This is a genomic window from Psychrobacter sp. AOP7-B1-24 (assembly GCF_052376215.1).
GTDB lineage: Bacteria > Pseudomonadota > Gammaproteobacteria > Pseudomonadales > Moraxellaceae > Psychrobacter.
On the sequence record NZ_JBQSVL010000027.1, the window covers coordinates 25,916 to 39,148 of the forward strand.

Below are 13,233 nucleotides of genomic sequence, written 5' to 3' on the forward strand. Positions count from 1 at the left end.
TACAGGTTTAGCTTTTACGCCAATAGACTTTTATAATCGAGTCAGTACGTTCTAATGTGAACCTCTCCCTTAGTAACCCACGTAGTGCTTTAGCGGTACCTGCTTCGAGTGCGCCCCAAACTTTATCAATTTTTAAGGGGTGAGTGGATAAGTAACTTTCTAATGTACTGTCAATCAATGTGGCTAATTCACGTCCCGAATTTACTTGACCGGTCACTAAAGGCAATACCGTAAAAGCACTCCCTACATTATTTTCGGTATCAGAGGTGATATCATTGCCTATTTTAACGTCATCAAAATAAGCCTGATCATCTTCATCTTGAGTAATGCAGAGGATTAAAGGTGGTAAAGGATTGTCCCAAAGCTCGAGCAGTCGTGCCACGGTTGGTATCGATGTTTCATCAGCAATCAGCAATGCTTGACCATTACGCAGATGCTCCACCTTTTCGGGGAACTCACGCTTACTAATCACGCTATTACCTGGTTGCAATGAACGTGCCCAATTACCGCCAGAAGTATCTCCATGCAGATACACATCAACCCATGCTTGCATGCCATCCGAGGTTTGCCATGCTTTTCTCAGTGTGTAATAGCAATGAGATCGTGAGGGACGATCGTTGTCATTTGTGACGTTATGTTCTAAATCAAATAAATAGGCATAGCCTGCTTCACTAACAGGTATCAAGTTAGACGGATTGATCTCTGGTGCTGTTAAGGTCAGACGCAGCATATTTTTACTAACGGGATAGCTGTTTTGTACGATAAATTTTTGTTTAGTCAGCTTGATACTTTTTTTACCGAGTTTCTTATCTGCGCGTTGTTTGAGCAAAATATATTGCGTCTGTAGCTCGCTAAGCTGTGAGATGGGTGCTGCAAAGTCAATGTAAACTTTAGGGTCTTTAATAACATGATTTTGAGTGTTTGATGAAACCTCTAAGTCATTGGGTTTAGCGATAACTGAGATGGCGACGCCTTCAGCATAAATGTCAGTCAACTGTATGTCAGCATTATCCATCTCTTCAGTAGTTAGAAAAGTGAACGCTTTTAAAAAACTCAGTAACTCGTCAAAATGCTCTTCATTTATATGAGCAATGGTGCTTGGCAGTTCTGGAATACTCAATGAGGTGTAGCTGTTTCTGTGGGTTTGATGTTTTATGGTAGCAGTTGATGAAATAGAATCGGTCATATATATACTCACGAACAACAGTGAATGGAAGTAGAAGAATTATATTTTGTGTTAATGATAATTGTTTTTATTACGGTTTACGAGTAAAATCGGTTTTTATTGGTTATCTAATACACATACCATGATTTAAATTAACAACATTAACAACGAGTGTCTCTATGTTACGTGCAAACCAACTGACCATCAGTCGTCAAGGAAATACTCTACTAAACAATGTGAGCTGTGAGATTGATAGTAATCAATTGGTGGCATTGGTTGGACACAATGGTTCAGGCAAGTCAACCTTGATCAAGGCATTAGCAGGCGAGATGGCGAGCAATAGCGGTAGTATCAATTTGGATGAGCGCAGTATCAGTGATTACAGTAGTAAAGAGCTGGCGCGACAAATGGCGTATTTACCGCAGCAATTGCCTGAGGCAGCTGGATTTACGGTACGTGAGCTAGTGATGTTAGGACGTTACCCACATCAAAAATGGCTACAAAAGCCCACCCAGGTAGACAAAGATAAAGTTGCAGAAGCGATGCGTACCACACAGGTGGAGGCATTCGCTGATCGTATTACCGCCACATTGTCAGGCGGAGAGCGTGCGCGAGTTTGGCTGGCGATGTGTCTGGCACAGGACACGAGATATCTGTTACTCGATGAACCACTGGCTGCGCTAGATATGCACTATCAGCTAGAAGTCATTCAGCTGATTCGCCGTTTGGTCGATGAGCAGGGCTTAAGCGTGGTGATTATCGTGCATGACATCAATCTGGCTGCGCAGTATGCCGATCGAGTAATCGCCCTCAAAAAAGGCTGTATCTGTCATAACGGTGATATCAAAAGCACCATGCAACCAGACATACTACACAATATCTTTAATGTCGATATGCAATTACTCAGCCATCCTATAACAGGGCAGCCTGTCGCCATCGCCTAATGTTTGGCGCGTCTTATTTTTCTGACTTGCTTACTCCACCTTATTTGCCCAAAAGATAGGCCACTATGTTTTCTGCTCTTTATAAAAAAAACATCTCTAAAAATGCTATCAATCCCTCAACCAAACGCCTATCGCCAGACTCCTTAACGTTGCCACTAAAGAATTTGTCTCTTGTCTTAGGCTTGGTATTGACCACCATGCTAAGCGCGTGTCAGGAACCAGTGACTGAGCAAAAAGATGTTCAACAAAGTGCTCAAACAGACGCTCAGGCAGCCGACGCGACTCACACGAACATTAATATTGTCTCACCAGACTGGGGTAACGCAGCAACTTTGACCGCAATGGGCTATCCTCCAATTGCGACTGGAGATGTCCGAGTATGGGATAGATGGGTAGGAAAGCCAGCACTGCCATCCGGCACGATTGATTTGGGTATTCGTTATCAACCAAATGCCGAGCTAGTCGCACAGCTGCCTGTCGATTTGGTCGTCGATAACTCGTTTTATCAACACGCTCGCAACCTCTATGGTGATGTGCCTGCAGAGTCTATTATGTTCGCCGCCAAAGGAGAGATTGCCAATTGGGCAGATTATACTGAGCCCACTCGTAAGCTAGGAGAGCTAATTCATGAACCAAAACTGGCCGAAGATTATATTGCCAAAAGCAAAAAAGACATAAGCCTTGCTAGTGCGCGTCTGCAACAGCGCTATCCAAACGTCAAGAAATTCGCCGTGGTACAGTTTGTTGATGCCAATAATATGCGTATGTACGTGGCAAACAGTTTGTTTCAACCAGCGCTCAAGGGCATGGGTAAAGAGCTTGACGTGTTAGGTAAGGGTAACCAGTGGGGATTCGTATCGATACGTATGGGAGACTTGGCGCAGTTAGATGATGAGACTTGTTTGTTGATTATAAACCCACTGAGTCCAATTACACGGGCTGAGATTGATGACAGTTTGATTTGGCAACGTTTGAGTTATGGCAATGAGCGCTGTGTGGGTGAGCTGCCACCAGTATGGATCTATGGTGGTATGTCATCATTGGTCAGCTTGGCCAATAATCTATCAGCAGTCACACTGAAAGGCGGGGCCGCATCATGAGTATAAATACTGCTAATAAGTCATGGCGACTATGGGTAATGCTGATCATGCTCATGGTGCTGTCACTATGGAGTGGCTGGGCGTTAATTGCTCAGGAGTGGACGCGGCCTATTGGTGATTTGCTGATACCGAGCTCGCAGTTAGATATCGGTAGTATGGCGACACAGCTGCATTTGGTGGCAACCAGTATCGTCGCGTTGTTGGCAGGTGGTTTGTTAGGCGTCGTCAGTATTCTACTACAGCAATTGGTCAAAAACCCATTGGCATCAGATACTACTTTAGGGGTCGGTGTGGGCGCGCAACTGGCCATACTGCTCGTGACCTTGTTTTTGCCAAGTTTGGCAGTCTATGGTGGTATTTATGTTGCCTTTGTCGGTGCGATTATCAGTATGGGCTTGGTGTTTGCGTTGTCAGCGCCCAGTCGTTTTAATCCATTAATATTGATACTTGCAGGCTTGGTGGTCAATATTCTACTTGCCGCAGTCGCCAATGTGTTGGTGCTGTTTTTCGCTGAGCGCAGCAATGGTATGATGTCATGGGCGGCTGGGTTTTTGGCACAGAACAGCTGGCATACCAGTACGATGTTAGCGATAACGGCCGTTGTGATGGCGGCGGTTTGTTTGCCATTATTAAAACCACTGACTTTAATGAGCTTGGATGATTTACAAGCCAAGCGTTTGGGTGTGCCTATCAATGGCATTCGTGCGCTAGTGGTACTCATCGTGGCAGTGGTGACAGCGTTAGTCGTGAGTGAAGTTGGGCTGATTGGCTTTATCGGTTTGGGTGCAGCAAGCTTAGTCAATGCGCTAGGTATCTCTGCTATTAATAAACGTTTGGCAGCTGCTTTTGTCCTAGGGGCCTTGCTATTATGGCTGACCAGTAATGTTGCGTTATTGCTCGAACCGATACTTGATATGCAGATTCCCGCAGGGGCGATGACAGGTATCCTTGGTGCGCCATTGATTATTTGGTTGATTCTTCGTCAGCGCCGTGAGCAGATAGAAACGGTAACACCGATGGTCACTGGTAAGCCTGTATCTGTCGGGATATGGCGCTGGGGTGTTGGTGTGGTGGCACTCATTGCATTGGCCTGCTTGTTTGTTCAGGACATGAATGGATGGGGGCTTAGTACCGATTGGGCAATTACTGAGCAGTATCGTCTGCCTCGCAGTTTAAGTGCGGCAGCAACGGGTCTAATGTTAGCCGTCGCTGGTGTGCTACTGCAAACGCTCACGCGTAACCCGATGGCGAGTCCAGAAGTGCTGGGTGTCAGCTCGGGCGCAGCGCTTGGCGTTATCTTAGGGTTTTTACTGCTGCCTAGCTTGGGGTTGTCTGCAGGATCAGGCACGCTGCTAATCTCAGGGCTGTCTGGTGCGATGCTGGTGCTGCTACTGGTTATGTGGCTGGCGCGCCGGGTTAGCTCAGGCTATCTATTATTGGTCGGTATTGGTATTGCTGCCATGATGGATGGGGTGATGCACATGGTGAAGCTGTCTGGTGATCCACGGTTAGAGGCGATGCTTAGCTGGCTATCGGGTACCACTTATAGCGCGCAACCTAGCACTGTCTGGTATCTTATTGGTATTGCTGTTATTTTGTTTGCACTTAGTCTGCTGGTGATAAAACCATTGCGTATCCTTGGCTTGGGTACGGGCGTGGCTCGTAACTTGGGCGTTGCGGTCACACCTGTGACGCTGGCACTGTTAGTACTGGTTGCCGCACTGAGTACGGCCAGTACGCTTGCAGTAGGGCCGCTTAGCTTTATTGGTTTGATGGTGCCGCATCTGGCAACATCACTGGGAGCGACCAAACTTGAACGTCAATTGCCATTGGCCGCTTTGCTCGGTGCAGGGGTGATGGTGATAGCAGATTGGATTGGGCGTTATGTTATCTTTCCTTATGAGCTGCCTGCGGGTACGGTAGCAGCGATTATTGGTGGCGCTTATTTCTTATGGCTGATTCGCAAAGTGCCTGTATCTGCGAGTTGATGGTCTTTATGCGAATAAGAACGTTTCAGACAGCTTAGTGTTCACTGATAATGTGACCTAATCTATGAGTAGAACCAACCCCGTTTTTCTGTAAACCAGATAAACGGGGTTTTTATGTGTTTAACATGCCATGCTTTGTTGTATGTCATCTGTCGCACTCAATGCTACTGCCACAAAAGCAGCAACCGTCGCGCTGTTGTTATTTTGCTTATGTTGAATATGCACAGGAACCTGTGTACTGACATGGTTTAACGCTATAAAATGACAGCCATCACTATATAGTTTGCGTACGCAATAGGGTGCAATCGCCACGCCCAGTCCTGCTGCCACTTCGGTCACCAATGTCTGCATATGCTTGGGTTGGCTGATGATATTGGGTGAAAACCCAGCTTGCTTACATAGTGTGATGGTTTCATCAAATAGACCAAGCGCTTCATCGCGGTTAAAAATAACAAACTTTTCGTCTTTTAATTGCACTAAATCAATGGTTTGTCGGTCGGCTAAAGCATGGCTTTGGTTCACAATTGCCACCAATTTGTCGATATAAATATTGTGGCTGATAAAGTCATCAGCAATGGCGCTCGGTAATGGCCGCGAAAACCCAATGTCGATACGGTCATTATTAAATGCTTCTATCTGTTCGGTCACCGTCATCTCAAACAACGAGACGTGTACGTGCGGAAATTTTTCTTTATAACTGCGTACCAGTGTGGTCATAAAGGTCAAACAAGCTGAGCTCAAATGCGCGATATTAAGTGTGCCTATTTGTCCATCATGTGCTCGCTTCACTTGTATCTTTGCTTGTTCTGCTAAGGCTAAAATAACAGCACCGTCTTTCAGTAGTTGCTCGCCAGCGGGCGTGATAGTCACTTCACGAGAAGTACGGTTAAACAGGACAACCCCCAATTCTGTCTCTAATGATGAAATCTGACGACTGATGGCAGGTTGTACCGTATATAGCTCACGCGCTGCTTCTGAAAAGCTCTGGTGCTTGGCTACTGCCATAAAGCTTTTGAGTGTTTTTATATCCATATTAGCCATACCTTTTATCAATTTATCTTATCAGCTCATCGTTCAGTCTTAACTTTTATATCTATACATTATTTGTATGGATTCAATCATATACTATCATTTTTGTTATTGATTGCTAAGCTCTATACTGGTGGCATGATTTATTAAGCTGAGAAAATAATGGATAAGCCTGTACTAAACCAACCATCAAGCCAGTCGTCGAGCCAATCACTAAGCCGGTTTATTCTGCTGTTAATGACCGCTGCCATTGCGGCAACGGCGGCAAACTTATATTACAACCAGCCTATTTTACCGCTCATCGGTGCTGAGTTTGATTTGACCGACTCACAACTGGGCAGTATTCCGGCATTGACGCAGTTTGGTTATGCGTTTGCTTTGCTATTTATCTCACCATTGGGCGATTCTATTGCGCGTAGACGCTTGATTGGTATCTTATCCTGTTTATTAGTAGCCGCATGCGGTTTTGCTGCCGTGTCACCAAGTTTGCCTATACTGTTACTATCCGTATTTTTGATCGGTGTTAGTGCCAATATTACCCAGCAGCTCATTCCATTTGCTGCGTCCATGGTGTCACCTGAAAACAAGGGTGCAACGCTTGGCACGCTGATGATGGGGCTAACCATTGGTATTTTATTATCTAGAACCTTAAGTGGGTTTGTAGGTGAGCAACTTGGCTGGCGCAGTGTGTTTGTGATGTCTGCGGCGTTTGCCGCTGTCTTTGGGGTACTGCTTCGGGTGTTTTTGCCAACCAATACACCGCATACCACGCTGCGTTACTTTCCACTTATCAAAAGTAGCTTATCACTATTTGTAAAACATAAATCCCTGCAAAAATTTACTTTGGCAGGCGCATTTTGGTTTGCCTCATTCAATGTGCTGTGGGCGACGCTAGCGATTTATGTCAGCGAGGCACCTTTTAATTACAATGCGCAGCAGGCAGGGCTATTTGGTGTGATTGCGTTGGCAGGGGTGATAGGGGCCAAATCCTCTGGCAAATGGGTCAATAAATTGGGCTCTAAAACGCTAGTGATGATGGCACTGACACTAGCAGCGACAGGCTTTGCTATTACAGGGTTGTTTGCAGGTAATTTGGTGTCGCTGATTATCGGGATTATTTTAATCGACTTTGCTGTATTCAGTGCACAAGTGGCCAATCAGGTTCGGGTCTTTAGTATCGATCCCGCCGCTCAGAGCCGCATCAATGGTATCTATATGCTGGGTTATTACACAGGTGGGGCATTGGGGTCTATGGCGGGTGTCAAAGCATTTGCCTTGTACCAATGGCCAGGGGTAGTGATGGTCAGTATCCTCTTTATCATCATCAGTGCCGTATTTAATGCGTTTGCCAAAAAATAAGTGATATCAGTACAGTTATATCAGTACATAGATATCGATGTTATTTTTTATCGACTAAGGACATATATGAACCAGTTAAAAACCGCAGGTAGTTTTACCTTATTGTGTATTGCCAGTTTGACCATTATGGTCGGCACGTTACTGGCACCCGGCTTGGTTAGCATTTCGGCAGGTTTGGGTATTACTGATAACAGTGTGCTGCTAATTACCTTACCGTCATTAGGTGCGGTGGTGTTTGCGCCACTAGCAGGAAAGCTCATCGATAAATATGGCGCGTACAAACTCTTGATCATCGGGTTATCTTTGTATGGGCTTGTAGGTGCCAGTGCTTATTTTTTACATGGGCCAGCGCAGGTGTTTAGCAATCGGTTTCTATTGGGTGGTATCACGGCGGTCGTCATGGCGAGCTGCACGGTACTCATCTCTACGTGGTATCAGGGAGAGGCACGCCTAAAAATGATTGCTAAACAAGGCATGTCCATCGAGCTTGGCGGGGTCATTTTCTTGTTTTTGGGTGGCTTACTTGCGTCACAATTTTGGGCCTTACCGCTATCGATTTATTTGGTGGCGTGGGTGTTTTTAGCCATGCTGTTACTGTTTGTACCGCGTAATCATGCAGCTACAGCAGAGAATGCACAGATAGTAAAAGACGACAGTAAAACCATTATTAGCGGTCTGACTCTAAAAAATGTGTATCTTATCTCAACCTTAGCGATGACTATATTTTTTACGTCAACCGTGTTATTGCCCATCACTATGAATGAGCTTAGCTACAACGAATCACAAATCGGTCAGCTGCTGGCTTTTATCTCTTTGGTGGCGGTCGTTACCGCAGGTTTTATGCCCAAAATAATCAAATGGTTGAATGAGCCCAAAGTACTGGCGCTGGCATTCTTAGCATTTGCATTGTCATATGTTTGCTTTACGCAAGCCAGCACCTTGATATTAATAATAGGCGCGCTGTTAATCGGCATTGGCTTTGGCTTTAGTATTCCGCTACTGAACCACATGACAGTAGAGTTAAGCGCTGCCAAAGTACGTGGTCGTAATCTATCGTATTTTACGATGGCAGTGTTTTCGGGTCAGTTCTTCACATCATTTATGGAGTATATGCCGGGCGGCGCGCACAATGTGTTTATTCTATGTAGTGTATGCAGCGTCATTATTAGTGGGGTGTTATTTATGAGAGGGGGCAAATCTGCCTGAGTTAGCGTTTATAGTTGTAAAAGAGAAGGTGGTCAGCTAATAGCCTGTGGGCTGTTAGCAACGCAGCGTGCAGAGGTGTCTCCATTCTGATTAATTTCAGCGTCATTGTCTAAAAGAGGCGGATTGGGTACTTTATGCCAACGTTTTACGCTTACAGCACCTATCAACTTAATGGTGCTCGCATCGCCTTCATTTGCCTCTACGCTGCGTAGTACTTTTTCTTTACCAGCTAATGGACCTTGCGGACTATGTTCTGGACTTTCAGCATAGTAATTATCATCATACCAGTCACTCATCCATTCATAGTTCTGATTGGTCATATCATATAATCCCAACGGATTAGGCGGATATAGACCTACTATAGGCACAGCAAGGCTAGTATTATATTTACTTCTTATCTCCTGTTTTTGCTCAAAAGTCCATATATTACGTCCATCGTCTATATCTCCTGTATCGGTTGGAAATAGCACATACTGACCACGATTACGAGCCGCATACTCCCACTGAGCCTCAGTTGGTAGATTCATCGATACATTTAGCTCGTCTCCAAGCCACTGGCAATAGTGCTGAGCTGTTTGCCAGTCGATACCCGCAGCAGCATTGGGTTGGCGTACTTTTTCTGCATACTCTTGCATCCCTTCTTTTGGCTGTCCTGTCGCCATGCTATAGATATCGAAGTCACCATAAGTTGCCTTGTACGCATTCATACTAAAACTATCAAGTGTTACCTTATGCAAGGTTTTATTATCTCCGTTACTAGAAATTGGCATGCCACCAGTCCAATCAAGCTTTGGCCCAAAGTCGCCCATCTCATAACTACCGCCTTCAATAAAGTGCATATTGGCTTTTTGCTTAGCGACAAAGTCATCAAGCTGCTTTTGTTCAGCATCGGTTAGATCGCTACGAGTTTGGGGTACGCCATTGTTGTCTACTGATGTGTCAGGCGTGTTGGCGCAGGCAGATAAAGTGCATAAAGGTGATATCAATAAAGATAGGAGTAGGGGTTTAAAAGTCATAGAAGCAGGCAGTTATCTGTTATAAAAAATAAGGCAAAATATCCAATATTAAACCGTTTTCGTTTGGTTAAAAGATATTGAAAATTGGATAATAGTCGAAAATCTGGTCAATATATTGCGATAAATTTCTATATATGACAAGTCTTATCTAAAATGAAAAGTCGGATAGACGTTATACTGCATAAAATTTGGGCGTCTATAGCCTTGCTTTGGTCCATAAATAAAAATCGAATATAGTCGATAAAATACAGTATGTATTTGAATACCGGCTTTAATAGTTAGCCTAAAGGTATCCAAGTAAGAAAAGCCACATATAATCCTTACTTACATTGGTCAAGTGTGGTTGCAACTGACGGCAGCCTCGTCCTATTTGTACTGGCTGGTCTAGACCAAATCGACTATGGATCCAACAAATTTGAACGTACCTTCGATCATGAAAAGGCTCTCTAAATGTTAAAAGCTTTAAAACCGCTATCTATATGTTTTTCGATAATGTTGGTCTCCTGTTCAGTTAGTTCTCCTACTAACGATCTAAATGATAGCAGACTAGAGAGTGCCGAACACCCACTAGGGCAGGATAAGGCAACTATCGTTAAAAATGAAAAAGTATCTTTTGACAGCATAATCAAATGTAATGGGAATAATTTATTCACTTTTAACGAAGGTCACTTTTACTATCCTGACTACGGTTGTATATATAGTGATAGCAACAGGTTTGGAGATATTCAGGTCTTTTTGTTTCCCAAAAACAATGTCTTTATTCCAAATACGATGTCTGAATTGAACTCCGCCATAGATAATGTTAATGCGCTAACGCTGAACGAAATAAAAGATAACTTTGAGATATTTGTTAGAGTTATCGATAAAAGTGACTTAGTTTTTACTAAGAACCTCGACTCTCCCTATTATATAAAAGACAATCCAACAAAATTGGTTTATTACTTTGATGGTATGTGGAAGCTTGTCAATACAAAAGAGGATATAGATCAAGATCCTTTTAAGTTTTATGTAAATTTTGCTAAATAAAAAAATAAAGATTCAAACAAAGATTGTTTTGAAAAAGCCTATCAGGTTAAAAATATAGGGAATACCACTAAAGCAACAACCGAAATATATCCTAAGCAGCCAAATGAACAATATAGTTTCATTAATACTGATTCGCAATCTGATAATAATGCGATTGCGATGAAGGTTATTTACGAAAAAGAATCTGACTTAGATATGGATGGTGAAAACGATATTATTAGCGTTGCAAAGCCTAAAGAGCAAGACGTTAGGAATTTTGATCTTGAAATTTCCGTATACCGAATGGTCAATGGCGAAGCCTTTTTATGGCAACAAAACACTTTAATGTTCAAAGATCCAATTAAGGGTTGCATGATGGAAGGCCTAGAAGACATAACTTTGAGCGAAGGTGGTTTTGCTGTCGAATACACATCTTGCTACGACAATAAGTTTGTACGAAGGTATGTAAGCTTTTCATATGACTCGCAAACAGATGATTTTAAAGTCATCAAAAATACAATACTCTTTTATGATCCTGAATCAGACAATACAGATCGAACACTTGACTGTAGAGATAATGAGTATTTATTTTCATCTTATGACGGCAGTTGTGAGTGGTGGTAGTAATTTTTATTAACTTCTAATAAGACTAAATTCAATGAAAAGTACGCTGAAAAAATTTATTTTCTTAACCGCCCTAATCTCTATCGTTGCTTGTAGTGCAGAGCCATCTTCTTCAGAATCCAAACCAACCAGTGAAAACACGGCGGTTATGGCCAAAATGAACAGTGAAGGGGCAGTCGCTGGGGCTGAGGTAAGCGGTGCTGATAACGATGTAAATGCTAAACCAAATATCGTTTTATACATGCGTGCTCATGATTTATTTGGTCTTGAAAAATCTACTAAGTCAGATGCTTATTATTATCGAGTGCTTATTAAAGAACTGCCTAACGATAGGTATTTAGTACAAGACTTTTTTATCTCAGGAGATAAGTTTACAGATCCGTATATTTTGACTGATGGCAAACTAGAATATGTAGATAACGAGGACGCCGCCCATCCTAACAATTATTATCCAAGAGAAGGCGCAAGAACCGTATGGTTTGAGTCTGGTAATAAAAGAATAGAATCACACTATAAAAACAACATGCCAACAGGGACTTGGATTCATTACTATGAAAATGGGGAAAAGTGGCAAGAAGATACGTACGTGAACGGTGAAGCACATGGTGTTATTAGAGGCTGGAATGAAGATGGTGTCTTAACATATCAGTGCAGAAGCGAATATGGCAAAAAGGATGGGCTCTGCTTCAGGAAATATAATAATGATCCTAACGTTTATTCTTACATTGGGGAGTATCAAGAAGGAGAAAAGATAGGTGTATGGAAAGCTTGGAATTTAGATGGCAGTATTGAAAAAATTGATTTCTATGGATTAATACCTCCTGAGGCTATAAAAGAAAGCCTATCGCAAGACCAATTTGAAATATTTACTTTCGATGTCAATGCAGATGACATAGACGACTTAGTGATTAGTCGTATCAATGACGATAATAATTTATTTCAAGGCGATGAGCTCTATGTGCTTATTGGAGACAAAAGTGGTAAATACACACTAAGCTTAGATACGCACAGCTATACCACTGATTCAGGTTGGTCTGTTTCCAACATATTACCGCGTCGAGACCATTTAGGATTTATTATAAGCACTCAATATTCTACAGGGAGATCGGGATATACTTTTTACTATGCATTTGAAAACGGTAAGTGGTATATATCAGACGCATCAGCTGAGGGCTCTATGCCAACTGGTGAAGAGTATTATTGTATCAACCACAATAATACAAGTGTAGATGATTTTATTACCCTGATTGGTTCATATCCAACAGAAGCTGATGAGCTTGTCAGAAACTGTCCCCTACCTCCGACCAAGTACACGGTCAAAACAGATCAAGCAGAAATCCTCAATGAAAAATTCAAGTCACGGTCGAAACCAAACTATTATATCAAAGGTGATTTGATTGAAGCTTTTGATCAAAATGAGGACTGGGTGAAAGTTGCTTATAAAGAGGGTACTAAATTTGGCTGGATAGATAAGCGTGATCTGAGTCCGATTTCTGATTGATGAAGAGCCTCAAAAGGCCTTTGATGGTAAAAACTGGCAAGTGAATATCAGATGGATAGTAGCGATAGCGATTAACGTCAGTCTGTTTGCTTGGGCGGTAGTGACATATAATGCTTAGCAAAAATAAGCCTGTAATTAGGTAATATATATCAATGATTTACAATCCTCCTAATAATACACATCCCATCGAAAAGCTCCTGAGTCGACCTTGGGAAAAAAGCATACCTGCGCATCGAGAAAAAGTAGTCAGTATAGAGAAGCTGAGCCGTGATGTGCATGAGGTAAACCCGGATTAT

The 13,233-nt window shown here is 42.8% G+C and carries 11 protein-coding genes; 8 read left to right on the plus strand and 3 right to left on the minus strand.

Annotated elements, in window-relative coordinates:
- Positions 1–7 precede the first annotated feature (7 nt).
- Positions 8–1,186 carry a siderophore-interacting protein gene (locus ACT3QP_RS07415; protein WP_192992382.1) on the minus strand — a complete coding sequence of 393 codons (1,179 nt, stop codon included), beginning with the start codon at positions 1,184–1,186 and terminating at the stop codon, positions 8–10.
- Positions 1,187–1,344: 158 nt separating this feature from the next.
- On the opposite strand from ACT3QP_RS07415, the gene ACT3QP_RS07420 reads away from it, so the two are divergent.
- The 3 genes from ACT3QP_RS07420 (at position 1,345) to fhuB (ending at position 5,197) form a co-directional block, all read left to right on the plus strand.
- Positions 1,345–2,109 (plus strand): ABC transporter ATP-binding protein, encoded by a 765-nt coding sequence (locus ACT3QP_RS07420; protein ID WP_192519775.1) that lies wholly within the window; start codon positions 1,345–1,347, stop codon positions 2,107–2,109.
- Positions 2,110–2,174: 65 nt separating this feature from the next.
- Positions 2,175–3,209, plus strand: coding sequence for an ABC transporter substrate-binding protein (locus tag ACT3QP_RS07425; RefSeq protein WP_225739213.1), 1,035 nt, complete (start codon positions 2,175–2,177; stop codon positions 3,207–3,209).
- Positions 3,206–5,197: a Fe(3+)-hydroxamate ABC transporter permease FhuB gene (gene fhuB, locus ACT3QP_RS07430; protein ID WP_192992381.1), complete on the plus strand. Its 1,992-nt coding sequence runs from the start codon at positions 3,206–3,208 to the stop codon at positions 5,195–5,197. Before ACT3QP_RS07425 ends, fhuB begins: the two co-directional genes overlap by 4 nt.
- Before the next feature lie 120 nt (positions 5,198–5,317).
- On the opposite strand, the gene ACT3QP_RS07435 is transcribed toward fhuB, so the two are convergent.
- A complete protein-coding gene (locus tag ACT3QP_RS07435) occupies positions 5,318–6,229 on the minus strand; it encodes a LysR family transcriptional regulator (RefSeq protein WP_192992380.1) in 912 nt (303 codons plus the stop codon).
- A gap of 159 nt (positions 6,230–6,388) precedes the next feature.
- Here ACT3QP_RS07435 and ACT3QP_RS07440 point away from each other — a divergent pair, with 159 nt between their 5' ends.
- Together ACT3QP_RS07440 and ACT3QP_RS07445 are read left to right on the plus strand one after the other, a co-directional pair.
- Entirely contained in the window at positions 6,389–7,585 is a 1,197-nt protein-coding gene (locus ACT3QP_RS07440) for an MFS transporter (RefSeq protein ID WP_225739326.1), read from the plus strand.
- Positions 7,586–7,651: 66 nt separating this feature from the next.
- A complete protein-coding gene (locus ACT3QP_RS07445) occupies positions 7,652–8,791 on the plus strand; it encodes an MFS transporter (RefSeq protein ID WP_192520641.1) in 1,140 nt (379 codons plus the stop codon).
- Between the two features lie 32 nt (positions 8,792–8,823).
- Here the strand turns inward: ACT3QP_RS07445 and ACT3QP_RS07450 are convergent, their stop codons facing one another.
- Complete coding sequence (locus ACT3QP_RS07450) at positions 8,824–9,807, minus strand: formylglycine-generating enzyme family protein (RefSeq protein WP_444525036.1); 984 nt, start codon at positions 9,805–9,807, stop codon at positions 8,824–8,826.
- A gap of 450 nt (positions 9,808–10,257) precedes the next feature.
- Between ACT3QP_RS07450 and ACT3QP_RS07455 the strand changes: the two genes are divergently transcribed.
- From ACT3QP_RS07455 to ACT3QP_RS07465, 3 genes are all read left to right on the plus strand, one after another.
- Complete coding sequence (locus tag ACT3QP_RS07455) at positions 10,258–10,833, plus strand: hypothetical protein (RefSeq protein WP_442073308.1); 576 nt, start codon at positions 10,258–10,260, stop codon at positions 10,831–10,833.
- Positions 10,834–10,992: 159 nt separating this feature from the next.
- Positions 10,993–11,436: a hypothetical protein gene (locus ACT3QP_RS07460; RefSeq protein ID WP_192992650.1), complete on the plus strand. Its 444-nt coding sequence runs from the start codon at positions 10,993–10,995 to the stop codon at positions 11,434–11,436.
- A gap of 34 nt (positions 11,437–11,470) precedes the next feature.
- Positions 11,471–12,937, plus strand: coding sequence for a hypothetical protein (locus ACT3QP_RS07465; protein ID WP_442440181.1), 1,467 nt, complete (start codon positions 11,471–11,473; stop codon positions 12,935–12,937).
- Positions 12,938–13,233 lie beyond the last annotated feature (296 nt).

Excerpts from the sequence above, each read along its gene's own strand:
- ACT3QP_RS07420 (WP_192519775.1), top strand. The coding sequence starts at position 1,345 with ATGTTACGTGCAAACCAACTGACCATCAGTCGTCAAGGAAATACTCTA.
- ACT3QP_RS07455 (WP_442073308.1), top strand. The coding sequence starts at position 10,258 with ATGTTAAAAGCTTTAAAACCGCTATCTATATGTTTTTCGATAATGTTG.
- ACT3QP_RS07440 (WP_225739326.1), top strand. The coding sequence starts at position 6,389 with ATGGATAAGCCTGTACTAAACCAACCATCAAGCCAGTCGTCGAGCCAA.
- fhuB (WP_192992381.1), top strand. The coding sequence starts at position 3,206 with ATGAGTATAAATACTGCTAATAAGTCATGGCGACTATGGGTAATGCTG.
- ACT3QP_RS07450 (WP_444525036.1), bottom strand. The coding sequence starts at position 9,807 with ATGACTTTTAAACCCCTACTCCTATCTTTATTGATATCACCTTTATGC.
- ACT3QP_RS07425 (WP_225739213.1), top strand. The coding sequence starts at position 2,175 with ATGTTTTCTGCTCTTTATAAAAAAAACATCTCTAAAAATGCTATCAAT.
- ACT3QP_RS07415 (WP_192992382.1), bottom strand. The coding sequence starts at position 1,186 with ATGACCGATTCTATTTCATCAACTGCTACCATAAAACATCAAACCCAC.
- ACT3QP_RS07460 (WP_192992650.1), top strand. The coding sequence starts at position 10,993 with ATGAAGGTTATTTACGAAAAAGAATCTGACTTAGATATGGATGGTGAA.
- ACT3QP_RS07445 (WP_192520641.1), top strand. The coding sequence starts at position 7,652 with ATGAACCAGTTAAAAACCGCAGGTAGTTTTACCTTATTGTGTATTGCC.
- ACT3QP_RS07465 (WP_442440181.1), top strand. The coding sequence starts at position 11,471 with ATGAAAAGTACGCTGAAAAAATTTATTTTCTTAACCGCCCTAATCTCT.
- ACT3QP_RS07435 (WP_192992380.1), bottom strand. The coding sequence starts at position 6,229 with ATGGATATAAAAACACTCAAAAGCTTTATGGCAGTAGCCAAGCACCAG.